The organism is Pseudomonas sp. Ost2 (assembly GCF_018326065.1).
In the GTDB taxonomy this organism is placed as follows: domain Bacteria; phylum Pseudomonadota; class Gammaproteobacteria; order Pseudomonadales; family Pseudomonadaceae; genus Aquipseudomonas; species Aquipseudomonas gingeri.
The window spans coordinates 4,579,457-4,596,969 of sequence record NZ_AP021904.1; the positions used below are offsets into that span (position 1 = coordinate 4,579,457).

Sequence of the window (17,513 nt, forward strand, 5' to 3'; positions counted from 1 at the left end):
CCTGTCCGAACCACCATGACAACGCGGCTGCTCGAACAGCCGGAGGGTTTTGCCGTGCCTCGCGATCCACGATTCGACATTCTTTTCGAGCCCTTGCAGATCGGCCCGGTAACGGCCAGGAACCGTTTTTTCCAGGTGCCCCACTGCAACGGCATGGGCTGGACGCAACCGCGCGGTCTCGCCGAGTTGCGCCGGGTCAAGGCCGAAGGCGGTTGGGGGGTGATCTGCACCGAAGAGGTGGAAATCCACCCCAGCAGCGACTGCTCCCCCTTTCACGAAGGCCGCCTGTGGAGCGACCTGGATATTGCGGCGCTGGCGCTGATGACCGAGGCGGTGCATGCCCATGGTGCGCTGGCGGGCATCGAAATCATGCACCACGGTCCGTCCTGTGCCAACCATGACAGCCGGGAAATCCCGCTCGGGCCATCCCACCGGCCGATCACCCATAACGCACCGGTACAGGCACGGGCCATGAGCAGGCAGGATATCCGCGAACTGCGCCACTGGCACCGACAGGCAGCCTTGCGTGCCCGGCGCGCGGACTTCGACATCGTCTATGTCTATGCCTCCCACGACCTGGGATTGCCGATGCACTTTCTGCAGCGGCGCAAGAATGATCGCACCGACGAATACGGCGGCAGCCTGGAGAATCGGGTACGCCTGCTACGCGAGCTGATCGAGGACACCCGCGATGCGGTGGGTGATCGCTGTGCGGTGGCGGTGCGCCTCGGCGTCGAGGAACTGCTGGGACCGGACGGCATTGTCAGCGCCGAAGAAGGCCGCGACATCATTGCCATGCTCGCCGAGCTACCGGACCTGTGGGACGTCAATGTCAGCAGTTGGGGCAACGACAGCGTAACTTCGCGCTTCGGCAAGGAAGGCTATCAGGAACAATACACGGCTTTCGTCAAATCCCTGACCAGCAAGCCGGTGGTCGGCGTGGGGCGCTTCACTTCGCCCGACACCATGGTCAGCCAGATCCGCCGTGGCGTGATGGACTTCATCGGCGCGGCGCGGCCGTCCATTGCCGATCCGTTCCTGCCGAACAAGATCGCTGAAGGACGCATCGACGATATCCGCGAGTGCATCGGCTGCAATATCTGCGTGTCCAGCGATTATTCGAGCTCCAACCTGCGCTGTACGCAGAACCCGACCATGGGTGAGGAATGGCGGCGTGGTTGGCACCCGGAGAAGATCGCGCCCCGTGGCTCGGACAACACCCTGCTGGTGGTCGGTGCCGGCCCCGCCGGGCTGGAAGCCGCCCTCGCCGCCGCTCGGCGTGGCTATGAAGTGCACCTGGCCGAGGCCGGCAGCGAATTGGGCGGACGGGTGTTACGCGAAGCCAGCCTGCCGGGGTTGCGTGAATGGTCCCGGGTGCGCGATTGGCGGGTCGGCCAATTGTTGCCCATGAGCAATGTCAGCATCTACCGCCAGAGCCCGCTCAGCGCTGGCGACATCCTCGAATTCGGTGCAGGCCATGTGGCGATCGCCACCGGCTCGCACTGGCGTCGCGACGGCGTCGGCCGCGCCAACGGCTGGGCGATCCCGGGCTTTGACTCCCCCCAGGTGCTCACCCCCGATGACCTGATGGGCGGGCGACTGCCTACCGGGCCGGTGGTGATTTTCGATGACGATCACTACTACATGGGCAATGTCCTGGCCGAACGCTGCGTCGAGCTCGGCCTGAAGGTAACGCTGGTGACACCGGCGCTACAGATCGCCGGCTGGACCGACAACACCCTCGAGGCCAGCCGCATTCTCAAGCGCCTGATGACATTGGAGGTCGAACTGGTACGCCATCACAATATCAGCCGCTTCGAGCCCGGCAGCCTGCACCTGCGCTGTGAAATCAGCGGACGCCCGCGGGTGCTGGAATGCCAGTCGCTGGTCAGTGTCACCGCGCGCCTGCCCGACGATGCCCTGCACGAGGCGTTGCTCGACCAGGGCGTGGCACTGGCACAGGCCGGTATCGGTTCGGTCAGCCTGGTCGGCGACAGCCAGGCGCCCGGCACCATCGCCGCAGCGGTGTACCAGGGCCACAAGTTTGCACGTTACCTGGACAGTGGGCTGGCGCCCCACGACTACGCCCGCGAGTTGCCGCTGATCACACCGGGCCCTGTGCCCACGCCTCTCTTTGCACAGTGAGAATACTTCCATGCTTTATGGATACGCGGACAGCATCCTGCTCGGTGCGCTGGTCACCCTCAAGGTCGGTGTGTGCTCGTTTGCCGTGGCCCTGGCCTTCGGCCTGCTGGTTGCCAACGGCAAACTCTCCAGCCAGCGCTGGCTGGCCTGGCCGGCGACCGCCTTCACCTCGGTCATGCGCAGCGCGCCGGACTTTGTCTGGCTGCTGTTTCTCTACTACGGCGGGCAAACGGCGCTGAACCTGCTGGGGCAGCGAATGGGTTTCCAGGCCATCGACATCGATGCCTTCGCCGCCAGCGTGATCATCCTGGGGGTAATCTATTCGGCCTACCTCGCCGAAACCTTTCGTGGCGCGTTCCTGGCGGTCGACAAGGGCCAGGCAGAGTCGGCGCAAGCCTTCGGTTTCAACCGCCTGCAAGTGCAGTGGCATATCGTCGTCCCGCAGATGATGCGCTTCGCCCTGCCGGGCATCAGCAACAACTGGCTGGTGATGCTCAAGGCCACCGCCATCACCTCGATGGTCAGCCTCAACGAGCTGATCTTTCTCTCGCGCTCGGCCGGCAAGGCCACCGGTCATGGCCTGGAACTGCTGAGCGTGGCCGCCCTCATTTATTTGCTGCTGAGCACAATCTCGGTAGTTGGCCTGAGGTTGCTCGCCGCGCACTATGCCGCCGGCAGCAAGGAGATCACCCTATGAACTGGTCTGTCGTCTTCGATAACCTGGCCTTGTTCCTGTGGGGCGATGGCATCCGCACCACGGGCCTGCTGCTGACCGTCGAACTGTTCATCACCTCACTCGGCCTCGGCCTGGCGATGGCGATCCCCTTGTCGCTGCTGCGGGTATCGAACAATCCCCTGCTGCGCACGCCCGTTTGGTTGTTTACCTATGTGTTTCGCGGCACGCCGCTGCTGGTGCAGATCTATATCATCTACTTCGGCCTCGCCGAAATCGGCTGGATCCGTTCCAGCTGGGCCTGGCATTTCCTGCGCGAAGCCTATATCTGCGCCTGGCTGGCGATCAGCCTGAATACCGCGGCGTACACCATCGAGATCCTCGCCGGCTGCATCCGCAAGACCTTCCACGGCGAAATCGAAGCGGCCCGCGCCATGGGCATGGGACGCTGGACACAGATGCGCCACATCATCCTGCCGGGAGCAATGCGCCGGGCCATTCCGGCCTACAGCAATGAGGTGATCCTGACCCTGCACGCCACCGCCCTGGCCTCCAGCATCACCCTGCTCGACCTGGCCGGTGTCGGTCGTTCGATCAGCATGCGCTATGCCTCGCCCTATGAAGCCTATATCGCCGCCCTGGTGCTGTATGCCGTGTTCACCACGCTGGTGTTCCTGCTGTTTCGCCTGGCCGAGGGCAAATGGCTGGCGTACCTGCGCCCTCGTTCGACTCATCCCTGACAAGACGGCCACGAATGGCTGCCAAGGTTAACGATATGTGCAAACTCCAGGTCAACGATCTCCACAAGAGCTACGGCCAGCACCAGGTCCTCAAAGGCGTTTCCCTCAGGGCCGATGCCGGTGACGTGATCACCCTGATCGGCTCCAGCGGTTCGGGCAAAAGCACGTTCCTGCGTTGCCTGAATCTGCTGGAAAATCCCCAGGCCGGTGAAATCATCTGGGACGGTACGCCTATCGCCCTCAAACGCGCCCGCGACGGCAGCTTGCACGCCAGAGACACGCAGCAGCTACAACATCTGCGCACCCAGCTGTCGATGGTGTTTCAAAGCTTCAACCTGTGGGCCCACCTCAGCGTGCTGGAAAACGTGATCGCGGCCCCCATGCGCGTCCAGAAACTCAGTCGCGCCGAGGCGACGCAAAAGGCCTTGCACTACCTGAACAAGGTCCAGATGGACCCCGCCCGGTTCGCCAATAGCTATCCGTCGCAGTTATCCGGCGGCCAGCAACAGCGGGTGGCCATTGCCAGGGCGCTGGCGGTGGAGCCGCAAATGCTCCTGCTCGACGAGCCCACCTCGGCACTGGACCCGGAACTGGTCGGCGAAGTGCTGGCGGTGATCCAGGGCCTGGCTCGTGAGGGACGCTCGATGATCATGGTCACCCATGAAATGAGTTTTGCCCGCGACGTCTCCAGCCAGGTGATTTTTCTCCATCAGGGTCGGATCGAAGAACAGGGGACGCCCGCAAAAGTGTTCCGCTCTCCAAGCAGCGAACGGCTCAAGGCATTTCTGGGCAGTTCCCAGCGCAGCCAGGAAGCCTTTGTCGAGCCCGCAGATAAACCATTTGTTTCATCGACCTAAAAATTCAAACAACTGAGACTGCTCGCGTTTCACCTGCGTGACAGGTGGCGCCAAGGAAGTGTCCGCATGACGCATATTTTTCACCGCAACCCTGCCCTGCCCCTGCCCGTCGCCGTGCGTGGCGAGGGCTGTTACCTGATAGACACTGCCGGACGTCGGTATTTCGACGGCTCCGGTGGCGCCGCCGTCTCCTGCCTGGGTCATGCCCATCCCCGGGTAATCGCCGCCATGCAGCAGCAGATGGCGACGCTGGAATACGCCCATACCAGTTTTTTCAGCAGCGAACCGGCCGAGCAGCTCGCCAACCTGCTGGCCGACAACAGCCCGTCGACGCTGGGCAATGTGTATTTCCTCTCCGGTGGCTCGGAAGCCATGGAAACCGCGTTGAAAATGGCCCGTCAATACCATGTCGAAAACGGCCAGGCGCAACGTCAGCACTTTGTGTCACGTCGTCAGAGTTATCACGGTAATACCCTCGGCGCGCTGTCCATCGGCGGCAACCTGCCACGGCGCAAGCTCTATGAACCCTTGCTGATGAAGAGTACCCAGGTTTCACCCTGCTTCGCCTTTCGCTATCAGCGCAATGATGAAAGCGACGCCGATTATGTCGACCGACTGGGCTTGGAGCTGGAGCAGACATTCCTCGTCCTCGGACCGCAAAGCGTGGCGGCGTTCGTCGCCGAGACAGTCGTCGGCGCGACCTCTGGGGCCGTCGCCCCGGTGCCGGGCTACCTGGAACGCATGCGACAAATCTGTGATCGCCATGGCGTGCTGCTGATTCTCGATGAGGTGATGTGCGGCATCGGCCGTACCGGCACCTATCACGCCTTCGAACAGGAAAACGTAGTGCCCGATCTGCTGGTCCTGGCCAAGGGCCTGGGCGGAGGTTTTCAACCGATTGGCGCGGTCATGGCCAGCGACCGGGTGGTGCACGCCATCAGCAGCGGCAGCGGCAGCTTCCAACACGGCCACACCTACATCGGCCACCCCATCGCCTGTGCCGCGGCGTTGGCGGTGCAGCAGGAGATCATCGGCCAGAACCTCTGCGCCCAGGTGCGCAGCAGCGGCGAGCTGCTCGCACGCCTGCTCGACGAGCGCTTCGCCAACCACCCCCATGTGGCCGATATTCGCGGGCGCGGGCTGTTCTGGGCGATCGAGCTGGTGCAGGACCGCGACGGCAACCGACCCTTTGCCGCAAACCTGCGCGTGCATAGCCGGATCAAGACGGCGGCCCAGGCTCGCGGCCTGCTCTGTTACCCCGGAGGCGGCACCGTCGATGGCCTCAACGGCGATCACGTGCTGCTCGCGCCCCCCTACATCAGCACTCCCGAACAGCTGGCTTTCGCGGTGGACACCCTGGCGGTGGCCCTGGATGAAAGCCTCGCCACCTGCCCATCCACACGACACAAAGAGGCGTAAACCATGAAACCACGTTATCTGCAGGCCGCGCTGCTGGCATTCGCTGCCTTGCTGAGCAGCCAGGCCACACTTGCCGCCGACCCCCAGCGCGCACGCGACCTGGGCATTCCCTTCGAAGGCACACCGGGCAAGCTCAACGCGATTACCGATGTGGCCGGCGTGGAAGTTGGCCAGATCACCCTCAACAGTGGCGAGGGCAAGCTGGTCCAGGGCAAGGGCCCGGTGCGCACCGGCGTCACCATGGTCCTGCCCCGGGGCAAGGCCACGGTGAAAGCGGTGAACGGCGGTTTCTTCAATCTCAATGGCAACGGGGAAATGACCGGCCAGTCCTACCTGCAGGACTTCGGCCTGGTGTACGGTCCCATCGGCATCTCCAACACCAATGCCATCGGCCCGGTGTATGCCGCGATCACTGAGTGGTCGGCCACCACTTTCGGTAATGCCATCTGGCCAGTCGTGGCGGAAACCTGGGACGGACGCCTCAATGATATCGAAGGCCTGCACGTGAAACCGGAACATGCACTTGGTGCCATCAAGGCCGCCAAGGGCGGTCCGGTACGCGAGGGCAATGTCGGCGGCGGCAACGGCATGGTCTGTTTCGGCTTCAAGGGCGGCATCGGCACCTCGTCGCGTGTGGTCGAGGTCGAAGGCAAGCCCTATACCGTCGGCGTGCTGGTGCAGTGCAACACCGGCCAACGTGACACCTTGCGCATCGCCGGTACTCCGGTTGGCCAGGAGCTGGCGCAAAAATGGCTGGGCTGCTTCCAGCCGGGGGTTGCCGCGACGGACAAGACGCCCCATTGCCAGAAAAGCGGCGATGGCGGGGCCGCGAGCAAGGACCTGGGCTCGATCATTATCGTGGTCGCCACCGACGCACCGCTGCTGGCCACCCAGTTGAACCGGATCGCCAAGCGGGCCTCGATGGGTCTGGCCCGCATGGGCTCGTTCGCCGGTAATGGCTCGGGCGACCTCATCGTGTCGTTCTCGACGGGAGAGGCGATCAACGATGTCGAGCAAGAGCAGCCCGTCACGGTCACCCAGTTCCCCAACGACAAGATCGATCCACTGTTCAATGCCACCGTGCAGGCCACGGAAGAAGCCATTACCAATGCACTGGTCGCAGCCCGGGACATGATCGGCGTCAATGGCTACACCGCCTACGCCCTGCCCCACGACGAACTGACCGCCATCCTGAAAAAATACAATCGGCTGCAACCGTAGGCCGCAGGCAAGGCACCTTGCGCCGCAGGTGCCTTGTCGGGCTTACTCGACGTAGACGTTAAAACGCTTGAGTTGCGCCTCGCTGTTGGCGATCTGCTGAAGGCTGTCTTCGTTGCCGTTGGCCACCAGCAGCGCTGCCAGCGTCTGGGACACGGCCAGCGCCGGTACCACCGAGGGAAACAGCGAAGGCGTGGCATTGCGCACCACGATCAGGACGTCGGACGGACCGGCCACCGGCGAGACCGGACTGTCGGTGATCGCCACGATCCTGGCCCCGTGCTCACCGCAGAACTGCACCGCACGCAAGGTATCCTGCGCGTACGGGTGGTAGCTGAACACCACCAGCGCATCATCCGGACCAATACGCCGCAACTCGTCGGCAAAGGCTCCGCCAACCCCGCTGAGCAAGGTGGTGTTGTTCAGGAACATGCCGCAGACATAGCTGAAATAGTAGGCGGCGGGAAAAAGGCTGCGCAGGCCGACCACGTAGATGTGCCTGGCCTTGACCAATAGACTGTGGGCGGCGAGGATCTGCTCGTAACGCTCAGGGCTGAACGTATCTTCCAGGTTACTCTGTTCGGCACTCAGCATCTCGCTGATCAAGCCGGTGTTCTGGTCACCTTTCGAACGTTTGCGCAGCGCATCGGCGCGCTGGGTGAACATCGAGTCGCGCTCGGTCAGCCAGACGCGAAAACAGTCCCGCAACTGCTCATAACCATCAAATCCCAACTGGCGGGCCAGGCGTAGCATCGAGGCCGGCTGCAGCTTGGCCATGCCGGCGACGGTACGCATCGACTGCAAGGCCACGTCGTTGGGATGATCGAGAACAAAGCGCGCGGCGCGCTGGAGGGTTGGCGTAAGCGACTGAAAGGTTGCTTCAATAAGCTTGTCTAGTTGATGCTTGTCCATAGAATCCTGCGCTCCGGTGTCCGCTGAATTCTAACAGCAAGGCAGGTTGAACGGCGCAACGATCTGCACGTGCGGCGGAGCAGTCGACCGTCCATGGCCGACCAGGACTTTCAGCGGCCGGACCTGCGCGGCGAAGGCGCAGGTGAACAGCCGTGCAGTCACCTGCACAAGCCCATCTCACCCACTGCTTCGCCACGGGACCGCTCGCTACCGCTGCGCCCCCTTACGTCCGGGGGGCGCGATGGTCTGGCGCAATGGCGTTTTCGATGGCGCGGGCCAGGCGACCATCGTCAATCATGTCGCGAATGGCCCGCAGTTCCGGGTACATGTCCCGGTCCGCGTCACGCGCCGGGACCTGGGTACGGATCAGATCGTAGGCCGCCCCCGTCCCTCGCCCCGGCCGCAAAGGACGCTGGAACTCCAGGGCCTGGGCGGCGCAGATGAACTCGACGCTGAGAATATCCACCGTGTTGTTCGCCGCAGTACGCGCCTTGCACGCGGCAGTGACGCCCATCGACACATGGTCTTCCTGGCCCGCGCAGGTCGAAACACTATGCACGCTGGCCGGCGCCGCGAGGCTGCGGTTATCGGCGGCCAGCGCTGCGGCCACATAGGGCGGAATCATGAACCCGGAGTTCGACCCACGGCCATCGGCCAGAAACGCCGGCAGCCCGCTGAGGTAGCTGTTGGTCAGGCGGTCCGAACGGGCCTGGGACATGCTGCCCAGTTGGGAGATGGCCACGGCCAGGCAATCGAGCGCCAAGGCAGTCGGTGCGCCGTGGCCATTGCCGCCGGGCAAGGCGACCAGCGTATCGTTCTCGACGACAAACACCGGGTTGTCCGTCACCGAGTTGATCTCGACCTCGAGCACGCCACGGCAGTAGGCAATGGCGTCGCGCACGGCACCGTGCACCTGCGGAATACAGCGCAGGCTGAGGGCATCCTGCAAGCGGTGATCGGCATTCGCCGCGATGATCTGGCTGGCGTCCAGCACGCTCAGCAGGCGGGCGGCCGTCGCCACCTGCCCGGCATGGGGACGCATGCGCTGCAGCCTCGGGTCATAACCCTTGGTGTTGCCCTTGAGGGCCTCGAGGCTCATCGCCCCCGCCACATCGGCCAGCTCGACCAGTCGCTCCACCTGATCGAGGGCCAGGGCACCGATACCGGTAATTTCGTAGGTGCCGCTGAGCAGCGCATGCCCCTCGCGCGGCCCCGGCTCGCGTACGGCGATGCCGGCCTGCGCAAGCGCTTCGCCACCGGGCAGCAATTGGCCCCGGTACCACGCCTGGCCCTGGCCAAAAACCGCCAGGCCGATGTGCGCCGTGGCGATAAGATAGCCAACCGAGCCGCCGCTCGGTGACCAGGGCGTGACACCCCGGTTGAGCATCTCGGTCATGGTCAGCACGAGGTCGGGGCTGACCCCGCTGCAACCTTGCAGCAGCGCCCGGATCATCGTGGCCATGATGGCCCGGATCGCCAGGTGGTCGTGTGGCGCCCCGACTCCACTAGCATGGCTGCGCAGCATGTTGAGCTGCGAGCGTGAGATCTCGTCCGGGCGCAACTTCACCGAATACAGATCGCCGACGCCGGTGGTCAGGCCATAGATCGCCTGGCCGCTGTCCAGTTCCTGCTGGATCAGGTCGCGGATGCGTGTCATCGCCGCCAGCATGTCGGAGTCCAGGACAACCTGGCTACCGGCGGCGATCGCGGCGATGTCCTCGATGGAAGTGGGTTGCGCACCCAGGGTGACGGGGGTCATGTGACGGATCAAGAGTGTGTCCTCATGGAAAGATCGTTCAGGGTGCAACGCCACGCGTTGCACCCGCCTCACCTCAGTTGAGCTTGTGCGCGGCCAGCCAGCGAGCGGCAATCACATCGATGCTCTCGTGTTCGTTGAGGTTGCCGTTCATGACAATCAGGTCCTCGGTCGTCAACGCGGCGGACACTGCGTTCAACAGGCTCTCGATCTGCGGTGTCATCTTTTTCGCGGCGAAAATCGGCACGATATTCTGCGCGGGAAAGAGGTTCAGGGGGTCCGCCAGGGGCACCAGGTTGTTGCTCTTGATCGCAGGATCGGTGGAGGTCAGGTCGGCGGCATCGATCTGGCCGTTGAGCAAGGCCGAGAGCGTCAGCGGCCCGGCGACGTCCAGGGTCTTGAACGACTTGAAGGTCAGCCCGTACACCTGCTTGAGGCCGAGCACGCCTTCCTTGCGCGACTTCCACTCCGGCGGCCCGCCCAATACCAGTTGATGGGCAACAGGCTTGAGGTCGGCAATGCTCGCCAGTGTGTACTTGTCGGCGGTCGCCTTCGTCACGACCACCACGTCGGAGTCCTGGGCGCCAGACGGTGGCAACATCGAGATGCCCGCCGGCAGGGCCTTGCGTAGCGCCTCGGCGACGTCCTGGGGCGAATGGGCGGTGGCGTTTTTATCCAGGTAGCTGAGCGTCGCGCCCGAGTACTCCGGGATCATGTCGATCGAGCCATCGAGCAGTGCCGGCAGGTAAACCTCCCGGCTACCGATATTGAGCTTGGTATTGACCGCAATGCCCTTTGCACCCAGGGCCTTTGCATAGATTGTGGCGAGCAGCTGGCTTTCGGGAAAGTCGGCCGAACCGATGGTCATCGTGCCCGCCGTGTCGGCCGCCATCGCCGAGACGCTAAGAAGACTGGAAACAGCGAACACACCCAGGGCAAACATTGCTTTCATCATGGTCTGAACTCTCTCAAGGATCCGAGGGGAAGGTAGGTGGGTTGATCCGTCACCCGGTGGAGCTGCGTCGAGCGCTTTTCGGCATCCTGCGGGTCAGCCCGGGAGACACCAGAACAGAGGACAGCAGGCCGATCAACAGGTCGACGGCCAGCGCCAGGACGGCGACCAGCAAGGCCCCCGCCGCCATCTGCGCGTAGTCGTTCTGGGCCCGCCCGTCGATGATGAACCGGCCTATGCCGCCGAGTGAGACATACGAGGCGATGGTCGCCGTGGAAATCACCTGTAGCGTGGCGCCCCGCAGCCCGGAGAGCATCAGCGGCAGAGCGCACGGCAACTCGACCCGCCAGAGCAGGCTCAGCGGCGGATAACCCATGCCCCGTGCCGCATCGACGACAGCGGCGTCGACCGCGACCATGCCGGCGTAGGTCCCGGTCATGATCGGCGGCACCGCCAGCAGGATCAGCACGATGAGGCTCGGCACCAGGAAAGCCAGGTCCGACGCGAAAACCGGGCCGAACAGAATCACCAGCAACACGATCAGACCGATGCTCGGCAAGGCCCGCAGTATGTTGGCGAACCCCGCGACCCAGACCACGCCCTTTCGGGTGTGCCCGACATACAGGCCGATCGGCACCGCAATGACCGCCGCGATCAACAACGCAACGGCGCTGTAGAACAGATGCTCGGCAACACGCACCAGGATCCCTTCGGAATCCGTCCAGTGCGAAGGATCAAGGAACCAGTCGATCATGATTGCACCTTGCGCGGTTGCCAGGAGGTCAGGCGGGCTGCCAGCAGGATAACCAGCCCGTCAAGCAGGACGGCCAGCAGCAAACAGAGAACGATGCCGACGATGATCGGCGTCAGGAACCGCTGTTGCATGCCCTGTGAAAACAGCAGGCCCAGTTGCGGCGTGCCGATCAGCGCCGCGACCGAGACCACGCTGACATTGGACACCACCGCGACGCGCAGGTTGGCGGCGATCACCGGGATGGCGATGGGCAGTTCCACCGCCACCAGCCGGTGCAAGGCGCGATAGCCCATGGCATCGGCGGCCTGCTGGGTTTCTTCGGGGACCGAATCGAGGCCGTCGCTGACGGTGCGCACCAGCAATGCCAGTGAATAGAGCGTCAGGGCAATGACCACGTTCAGCGGGTCGAGGATCCGCGTGCCGATGATCCCCGGCAGCAGGACGAACAGCGCCAGCGCCGGGATGGTGTAGAGCAGCCCGGCGGCCCCGAGCAGGGCCGACTTGAATATCCCGCTGCGTTGGGCCGCCCAGCCCAATGGCAGCGCCAGGGCAAGACCGATCAGCACCGGCACCACCGACAGGACCAGGTGCGACCAGAACAGGCCCGCGATCGTGCCGGACTCCTGAAGTATCCAGTCGAACTTCATGACAGGCTCCTGTCCCGGGCGCCCTGGGGAGCTCCCAGCGCGGCCGCGACATCGCTCAGGCTGACGGTCCCCAGGAGCAGGCCGTCGAGCCCGACGACCACACCACGTCGCCCCGGCGCGCTCAAGGTCGCGTCGAACAGCTGGCGCAGCGTGCCATCGACCGGTGCCAGCGTGCCGCTGAGGTTCAAGTCGCTCGCCTGCACCGGGCCTCGCAGGTTCGCTGTATCGACCCAGCCCAGGGGTTTGCCGACGGCATCCACCACCAGGACCCAGCGCTCATCGGCAAGAGGTCCCCCGGCCTGGACAGACTCCCCGAGCCGCAAGGTCGGTTCGGGACGCAGCGGCAGGTTGTGGCCCATGGGCGTGAAGCCAAGGGAGCGGTAGCCACGGTCGCGGCCGACGAAATCGGCGACAAACGCATTGGCCGGCCGGGTCAGCAGTTCCTGCGGCGCTGCCACCTGGACCAGCTCGCCGCCGGTACGGAAAACGGCCACCTGGTCACCGAGCTTGAGCGCTTCGTCTATATCGTGGGTGACCATGATGATGGTCTTGCCGATCTCGCGCTGCAAACGCAGGAACTCATCCTGCAGTTGCAGGCGCACGACCGGATCGACAGCGCTGAAGGGCTCGTCCATCAGCATGAACTGCGGGTCCGAGGCCAGCGCCCGGGCCACCCCGACGCGTTGTTGCTGCCCGCCGGAGAGTTGCCAGGGATAACGGTCGGCGAAATCCAGGGTGAGCCCGACGCGCTCGATCAGTTCCAGGGCAATGGTCCGGGCCTTGGCCGGCTTGATGCCATTGAGCAGCGCCGTGGTGGCGATGTTCTGCACGATGGTGCGGTGGGGAAACAGCCCGGCGTGCTGGATGACATAACCGATCCTGCGTCGCAGCAACGCCACATCCATCCTTGCAGTGGGTTCCCCGTCCAGGCTGATGGTGCCCGAACTTGGCGTGATCAGCCGATTGACCATACGCAGCGACGTTGTCTTGCCGCACCCGGAGGGGCCGACCAGCACCGTCAACTTCCCGGTCGGTGCGACCAGCGACAGCCGGTCCACCGCCACGGCACCGCCTATGTACTGCTTCGTGACATTCTCAAACGTAATCACAGGTTTTCCCTCATTCAGGAGCAGAACCACACCATCCCATTGCCAAGGGTAGTCAACTCACCGATGGTGCTCAGGCACACTCATTGCGTTTCTCGGTGATCAGCACCACCGAGGCGATGTCATCGTCGCCATGCCCTTCCTGCGCCAACCGGGCGAAATAACTGCGCGCAAGATCGGCTACGGGCAGTACCAGACCGTTGGCCGACATGATCGCCGCCGCGTTGTTGAGGTCCTTGAGAAAGGTGCGTACATGGCCGCCCGGGACAAAGTTGCGTTCTTCCATGCGCCGCCCATGAATCTGCAGCATCTTGCTGTCGGCAAACCCGCCGGTCAGCGCCGCGCGAACACGGGCCGGCTCGAGGCCCAGGCGGGTCGCCAGGACCATCACCTCGGAGACTGCGGTGATGGCGGTCGAGGCGATCGTCTGGCTGAGCAGCTTGACCGTCTGCCCCGCGCCAGAGGGACCGACATGGGTGACCCGGCCCATGCACTCCAGCACCGGCCGGGCGTATTCGATGGCCTCGGCGCTGCCGCCCGCCATGATGGCCAGCGTGCCCAGTTCCGCGCCGTCAGGTCCACCGGAAATCGGTGCGTCCACATAGGCAATGCCCAATGCCTGGAAGCGCTGGCTGATGTCCACGGATTCATGGGGCGCGATCGAACTCATGTCGACGATCACCAGGCCCGCGTTCAACCGCTCGAGCAGCGACGGGGCAAACAGCACCTCACGCACTGCGGCGCCGTTCTCGATCACCGAAATCAGCAACTCGACATCGATCGCCACGTCCCCAAGACTCTCCACCACCTGCGCGCCATGGGCCGCCAGCGGTTCGGCCTTTGCCAGCGTGCGGTTCCAGACCCGTACCTGGTGGCCAGCATCAAGCAGGCGCCGCACCATGGGAGCGCCCATCACACCTGCGCCGATAAATCCGATCCTCATTTGGTGCACCTCTCAACGAATTTAAATGTCATTACATGTCATGAAGTTATATCTGCAAACAGTGCGCCAACCCGGTCGAATCAAAATCCGCTCGACTCACTTCGTTTGCGTCATCAAGTTGTCATGACGTGTATAAACTAACTCGCACGTCGAACGCTGTCGACCCCCTTGCGAGAGGATTTTTTCCGAGCCGATCGGACGCCAGGAAGCACCCCGGGGAAAAGACTCGCAAGAGCTTGAAGGACGGCAGGACATGCCAAGGGCACAGGTACGCACAGCAGACAACAAAAACCCGGCGCCAAGGCCGGGTTTCGGTGGTTATCTGCAAAGGAGGGGAGCGCAGGGCCGGCATGACACCGGCCGCCCCGCTCCGTCAGGTCTGGGCACCATTGAGCAGGGCCGTGCCGACGAAGCGCTGGCGTGATCCGGGATGGACAAAACGGGTGAACGAGGTCATGACCTCGTTCACCCAGGTCTTGCGCGTCAGCACCAGAAACGCCTCGGGGACGGTCAATTCCAGCAGCGCCGACTCAGGCCCGCTCGGCAAGGTCGCCTGGATCTCATGCTCCGACTTGGTCGGCATGGCAATGGACTGCAGGTAGTCGGTCGTCGATTGCCGGGTGAAATCCTGCTCCAGGTAAAGCGGGGCAAAGCGCGCCGAAACAAAGCGGTCCTCCATCTGGATGGGGACACCGTCGGCGCAATAGACCAGCAGACTGTGGAAGAACACGTCCTTGGCGCCGGCCCCCTGGCCCAGGGGGATCTCGGCCATGATCCTGGCCTTGGCCTTGACCTGTTCGAGCTTGTGCACCCGGATGGTCAGGATCTGCCCCCGATTGCGGATATCGTCGGCAATGTTGTGCAGCTTGATGAAGGTCGAAGCCACCTTGGGTGGCGCGACAAAGGTGCCCACGCCCTGGATCCGGTCGAGCACTCCCGACTCCGACAGCTCCCGCAGCGCGCGATTGACGGTCAGGCGCGACGCCCCCATCTCGGCCACAAGCTCACTCTCGCTGGGAATCTTCTCCCCCGAGCGGAAATGGCCGCTCGCAATACCATCCAGTACGTAGGCCTTAACTTGCTGATAGAGAGGAAGAGGCAATGGAACACCCGTCGGTTATAGAGAGCCTTCAATCCTAACACGAATGAATTTGCCCACAGGCGCATCCTGCGTTCGACCTTCGCGTCACCGGGAGCCGACGTTCGGAGGGAATTGATGATTGCCCAGGTTGTCATGACGTGTGTATATTAATTAACGCTCAGGCAAAACCCATCGCTTCGAGTCAATGACGTTCATCACCGCCCAGACACTGATCGAGGTTCCTATGTCGTCCATCGCTGCACCTTCCGGCCACACCCAGGATTCGACCTCTGCAGGTCCCCTTGCCGGGCTCAGAGTCGTCGACTTCACCCGCGTATTATCCGGTCCCTTTTCGACGGCGCTGCTGGCCGACCTGGGTGCCGAAGTGATCAAGATCGAGTCGCCGGGCGGTGATGACTACCGGCATGTCGGGCCATTCGTCGAGGGCTCCAGCGCCCTGTTCGCCTTTGCCAACCGGGGCAAGAAGAGCGTGGTCCTCGACCTGAAAAAAGCCGAGGACCTGGCTGCCGCGCGCCAACTGGCCAGCACCGCGGACATCGTCGTGGAGAACTTTCGCCCAGGCGTGGCCCAGCGCCTGGGGATTGGTTATGAGGCCTTGCGCCCGTTGAACGAAAAACTGATCTTCGCCAGCATTTCCGGCTTTGGCCAGGACAGCCCGTTCCAGGGCAAACCGGCGTACGACCTGGTCGTCCAGGCATTGACCGGGCTGATGTCGATCAACGGCGATCCGGAGGGCCCGCCGATGATTGTCGGCGAGGCATTCGGCGACCTCACCGCCGGACTGTTCGCGTCCTGGGCCATCCTGGCCGCCGTGGTTCAGCGCAACGGCACCGGCAAGGGCTGCCAGATCGACGTATCCATGTTCGACTCGCTGCTCACGCTGATGCCCACCGCTGCCGCCAGCTACCTGGTTTCCGGCAAGGCACCGACCCGGGCAGGCAATCGCCATCCCTTCTCCGCGCCATTTGGTGCCTATGCGGCGCAGGATGGCAACGTGGTCATCGCCATCCTCAACAACAACCTGTTCGAACAATTCACCCAGCTCATCGGCCGTCCGGACGTGTCGCAGGACCCGCGCTTTGCCAGCGATGAACGACGCGGCCAGCATGAAGCGCAACTGCGTGACGCCATCGAAGGCTGGAGCCGCTCGCTGCCCGTCGCCCGGATCGTCGAGGTGCTCGAGCAAGCCGGTATCCCCTGCGCGGCCATCGATGATGTCGCCAGTGCCGTCGACGGCCCCCAAGCCGTCGCCCGCGCCCTCTTCCGCCAGGGGATGATAGGCGGGCAGGCCATGCGCCTGCCGGAACAGCCCGTACACTTTTCAACCCTGGTCCGAGGCCGGCCAGCCATTGTCCCGGAACTGGGCCAGCACACCGATGCGTTCGTCGTACGGCACGCCGCAGCAAGCCAGGCCCCGGCCTCTCCCGCGTCAACAGCGGTGGCGACAGAAAAGGCCGACGTGGTACTCGTGGACATCGACGGGCCGGTCGCAACCCTCACGATCAACAGGCCCGACGCCGCCAATGCCCTCGGTACCGACGTCAGGGAGCAACTGCTGGCGGCCGTCACCGCGCTGGAGTCGAACCGCTCCGTGCGGGTGGTGATCCTCACAGGCGCCGGCACCCGGACGTTTGCCGCCGGCTCCGACATCCGCGACATGGCGCCCATGACCGCCGCGCAGTCGATGGCGCTGTCGGAAAGCATCCTGCACCTCAACAATCGTCTCGCGGCGCTGGCGCAACCGGTGATTTGCGCGGTCAACGGCTGGTGCCTGGGTGGCGGGCTGGAACTGGCGCTGGCGTGCGACCTGCGCATCGCCTCGGAAACGGCCCGGTTCGGCTTTCCGGAAGCGAAGCTGGGTATCATGACCGGCGGTGGTGGCCTGCCACGCCTGGTTCGCGTGGTCGGCAGCGGCGTAGCCCGGCACATGGTGTTGACCGGCCAGTTCCTCAACGCCCAGCGGGCCTTCGAAATCGGCCTGGTCACCCAACTGTGTGCGCCTGACGAATTGATGCACGATGCAAAAACCCTGGCCACGCAGATCGCCGCCCTGGCGCCGATCGCCCTGGCGCAGATCAAGCGAACCCTGGCGACCGTGGAAAACACCGACATGAGCTCCGGCATGCAGGCCGAAGCCCAGGCCTGCGCCGTGTGTTTTTCCACCCAAGACAAGCAGGAGGGCATGCAAGCCTTCCTCGCCAAACGCCCCGCTGCCTTCGAGTGGCGCTGACGATCAGGGCGGCGGCGCACCGGCCGCCGCCCTGAAACGGCCAGGCTGCGTGACGATGA

General features: G+C 63.9%; 15 protein-coding genes. 7 read left to right on the top strand and 8 right to left on the bottom strand.

The window, feature by feature from the left end; translation table 11 throughout:
* Positions 1-15: 15 nt before the first annotated feature.
* From KI243_RS19985 to KI243_RS20010, 6 genes are all read left to right on the top strand, one after another.
* Positions 16-2,145: an NAD(P)-binding protein gene (locus KI243_RS19985; protein ID WP_212809809.1), complete on the top strand. Its 2,130-nt coding sequence runs from the start codon at positions 16-18 to the stop codon at positions 2,143-2,145.
* Between the two features lie 10 nt (positions 2,146-2,155).
* Positions 2,156-2,842 (top strand): ABC transporter permease subunit, encoded by a 687-nt coding sequence (locus tag KI243_RS19990; RefSeq protein ID WP_017128192.1) that lies wholly within the window; start codon positions 2,156-2,158, stop codon positions 2,840-2,842.
* Positions 2,839-3,558, top strand: a complete 720-nt coding sequence (locus KI243_RS19995; RefSeq protein ID WP_177108887.1) for an ABC transporter permease subunit — start codon at positions 2,839-2,841, stop codon at positions 3,556-3,558. The genes KI243_RS19990 and KI243_RS19995 overlap by 4 nt, the downstream gene beginning before the upstream one ends.
* 35 nt (positions 3,559-3,593) lie before the next feature.
* Positions 3,594-4,415, top strand: coding sequence for an ATP-binding cassette domain-containing protein (locus KI243_RS20000; RefSeq protein WP_042936216.1), 822 nt, complete (start codon positions 3,594-3,596; stop codon positions 4,413-4,415).
* A gap of 66 nt (positions 4,416-4,481) precedes the next feature.
* Entirely contained in the window at positions 4,482-5,834 is a 1,353-nt protein-coding gene (locus KI243_RS20005; RefSeq protein ID WP_177108886.1) for an aspartate aminotransferase family protein, read from the top strand.
* Positions 5,835-5,837: 3 nt separating this feature from the next.
* Complete coding sequence (locus KI243_RS20010; protein ID WP_177108885.1) at positions 5,838-7,055, top strand: P1 family peptidase; 1,218 nt, start codon at positions 5,838-5,840, stop codon at positions 7,053-7,055.
* 42 nt (positions 7,056-7,097) lie between these two features.
* Here KI243_RS20010 and KI243_RS20015 read toward each other — a convergent pair whose 3' ends face one another.
* The 8 genes from KI243_RS20015 to KI243_RS20050 all read right to left on the bottom strand — a co-directional run bounded on the left by KI243_RS20015 (position 7,098) and on the right by KI243_RS20050 (position 15,224).
* A complete protein-coding gene (locus tag KI243_RS20015) occupies positions 7,098-7,964 on the bottom strand; it encodes a MurR/RpiR family transcriptional regulator (protein WP_212809810.1) in 867 nt (288 codons plus the stop codon).
* Between the two features lie 223 nt (positions 7,965-8,187).
* On the bottom strand, positions 8,188-9,723 hold the full coding sequence (locus tag KI243_RS20020; RefSeq protein ID WP_212809811.1) for an aromatic amino acid lyase: 1,536 nt from the start codon (positions 9,721-9,723) through the stop codon (positions 8,188-8,190).
* Positions 9,724-9,796: 73 nt separating this feature from the next.
* On the bottom strand, positions 9,797-10,675 hold the full coding sequence (locus KI243_RS20025) for an ABC transporter substrate-binding protein (protein ID WP_177108882.1): 879 nt from the start codon (positions 10,673-10,675) through the stop codon (positions 9,797-9,799).
* Between the two features lie 49 nt (positions 10,676-10,724).
* On the bottom strand, positions 10,725-11,426 hold the full coding sequence (locus tag KI243_RS20030; protein WP_017128183.1) for an ABC transporter permease subunit: 702 nt from the start codon (positions 11,424-11,426) through the stop codon (positions 10,725-10,727).
* Complete coding sequence (locus KI243_RS20035; protein WP_017128182.1) at positions 11,423-12,073, bottom strand: ABC transporter permease subunit; 651 nt, start codon at positions 12,071-12,073, stop codon at positions 11,423-11,425. Before KI243_RS20035 ends, KI243_RS20030 begins: the two co-directional genes overlap by 4 nt.
* Positions 12,070-13,182 (bottom strand): ATP-binding cassette domain-containing protein, encoded by a 1,113-nt coding sequence (locus tag KI243_RS20040; protein WP_017128181.1) that lies wholly within the window; start codon positions 13,180-13,182, stop codon positions 12,070-12,072. Before KI243_RS20040 ends, KI243_RS20035 begins: the two co-directional genes overlap by 4 nt.
* Before the next feature lie 70 nt (positions 13,183-13,252).
* The gene (locus KI243_RS20045) at positions 13,253-14,122 is read right to left on the bottom strand and encodes an NAD(P)-dependent oxidoreductase (RefSeq protein ID WP_177108658.1); all 870 of its coding nucleotides are present in this window, start codon (positions 14,120-14,122) and stop codon (positions 13,253-13,255) included.
* A gap of 373 nt (positions 14,123-14,495) precedes the next feature.
* Positions 14,496-15,224 (bottom strand): UTRA domain-containing protein, encoded by a 729-nt coding sequence (locus KI243_RS20050; protein WP_177108657.1) that lies wholly within the window; start codon positions 15,222-15,224, stop codon positions 14,496-14,498.
* 223 nt (positions 15,225-15,447) lie between these two features.
* Here KI243_RS20050 and KI243_RS20055 point away from each other — a divergent pair, with 223 nt between their 5' ends.
* Positions 15,448-17,454, top strand: coding sequence for a CoA transferase (locus KI243_RS20055; protein ID WP_212809812.1), 2,007 nt, complete (start codon positions 15,448-15,450; stop codon positions 17,452-17,454).
* The last annotated feature ends 59 nt before the right edge of the window (positions 17,455-17,513 follow it).

What these genes read in the sequence shown, in the direction of transcription:
- KI243_RS19985 (WP_212809809.1), top strand. Translation starts at nt 16, where the DNA reads ATGACAACGCGGCTGCTCGAACAGCCGGAGGGTTTTGCCGTGCCTCGC.
- KI243_RS19990 (WP_017128192.1), top strand. Translation starts at nt 2,156, where the DNA reads ATGCTTTATGGATACGCGGACAGCATCCTGCTCGGTGCGCTGGTCACC.
- KI243_RS19995 (WP_177108887.1), top strand. Translation starts at nt 2,839, where the DNA reads ATGAACTGGTCTGTCGTCTTCGATAACCTGGCCTTGTTCCTGTGGGGC.
- KI243_RS20000 (WP_042936216.1), top strand. Translation starts at nt 3,594, where the DNA reads ATGTGCAAACTCCAGGTCAACGATCTCCACAAGAGCTACGGCCAGCAC.
- KI243_RS20005 (WP_177108886.1), top strand. Translation starts at nt 4,482, where the DNA reads ATGACGCATATTTTTCACCGCAACCCTGCCCTGCCCCTGCCCGTCGCC.
- KI243_RS20010 (WP_177108885.1), top strand. Translation starts at nt 5,838, where the DNA reads ATGAAACCACGTTATCTGCAGGCCGCGCTGCTGGCATTCGCTGCCTTG.
- KI243_RS20015 (WP_212809810.1), bottom strand. Translation starts at nt 7,964, where the DNA reads ATGGACAAGCATCAACTAGACAAGCTTATTGAAGCAACCTTTCAGTCG.
- KI243_RS20020 (WP_212809811.1), bottom strand. Translation starts at nt 9,723, where the DNA reads ATGACCCCCGTCACCCTGGGTGCGCAACCCACTTCCATCGAGGACATC.
- KI243_RS20025 (WP_177108882.1), bottom strand. Translation starts at nt 10,675, where the DNA reads ATGATGAAAGCAATGTTTGCCCTGGGTGTGTTCGCTGTTTCCAGTCTT.
- KI243_RS20030 (WP_017128183.1), bottom strand. Translation starts at nt 11,426, where the DNA reads ATGATCGACTGGTTCCTTGATCCTTCGCACTGGACGGATTCCGAAGGG.
- KI243_RS20035 (WP_017128182.1), bottom strand. Translation starts at nt 12,073, where the DNA reads ATGAAGTTCGACTGGATACTTCAGGAGTCCGGCACGATCGCGGGCCTG.
- KI243_RS20045 (WP_177108658.1), bottom strand. Translation starts at nt 14,122, where the DNA reads ATGAGGATCGGATTTATCGGCGCAGGTGTGATGGGCGCTCCCATGGTG.
- KI243_RS20055 (WP_212809812.1), top strand. Translation starts at nt 15,448, where the DNA reads ATGTCGTCCATCGCTGCACCTTCCGGCCACACCCAGGATTCGACCTCT.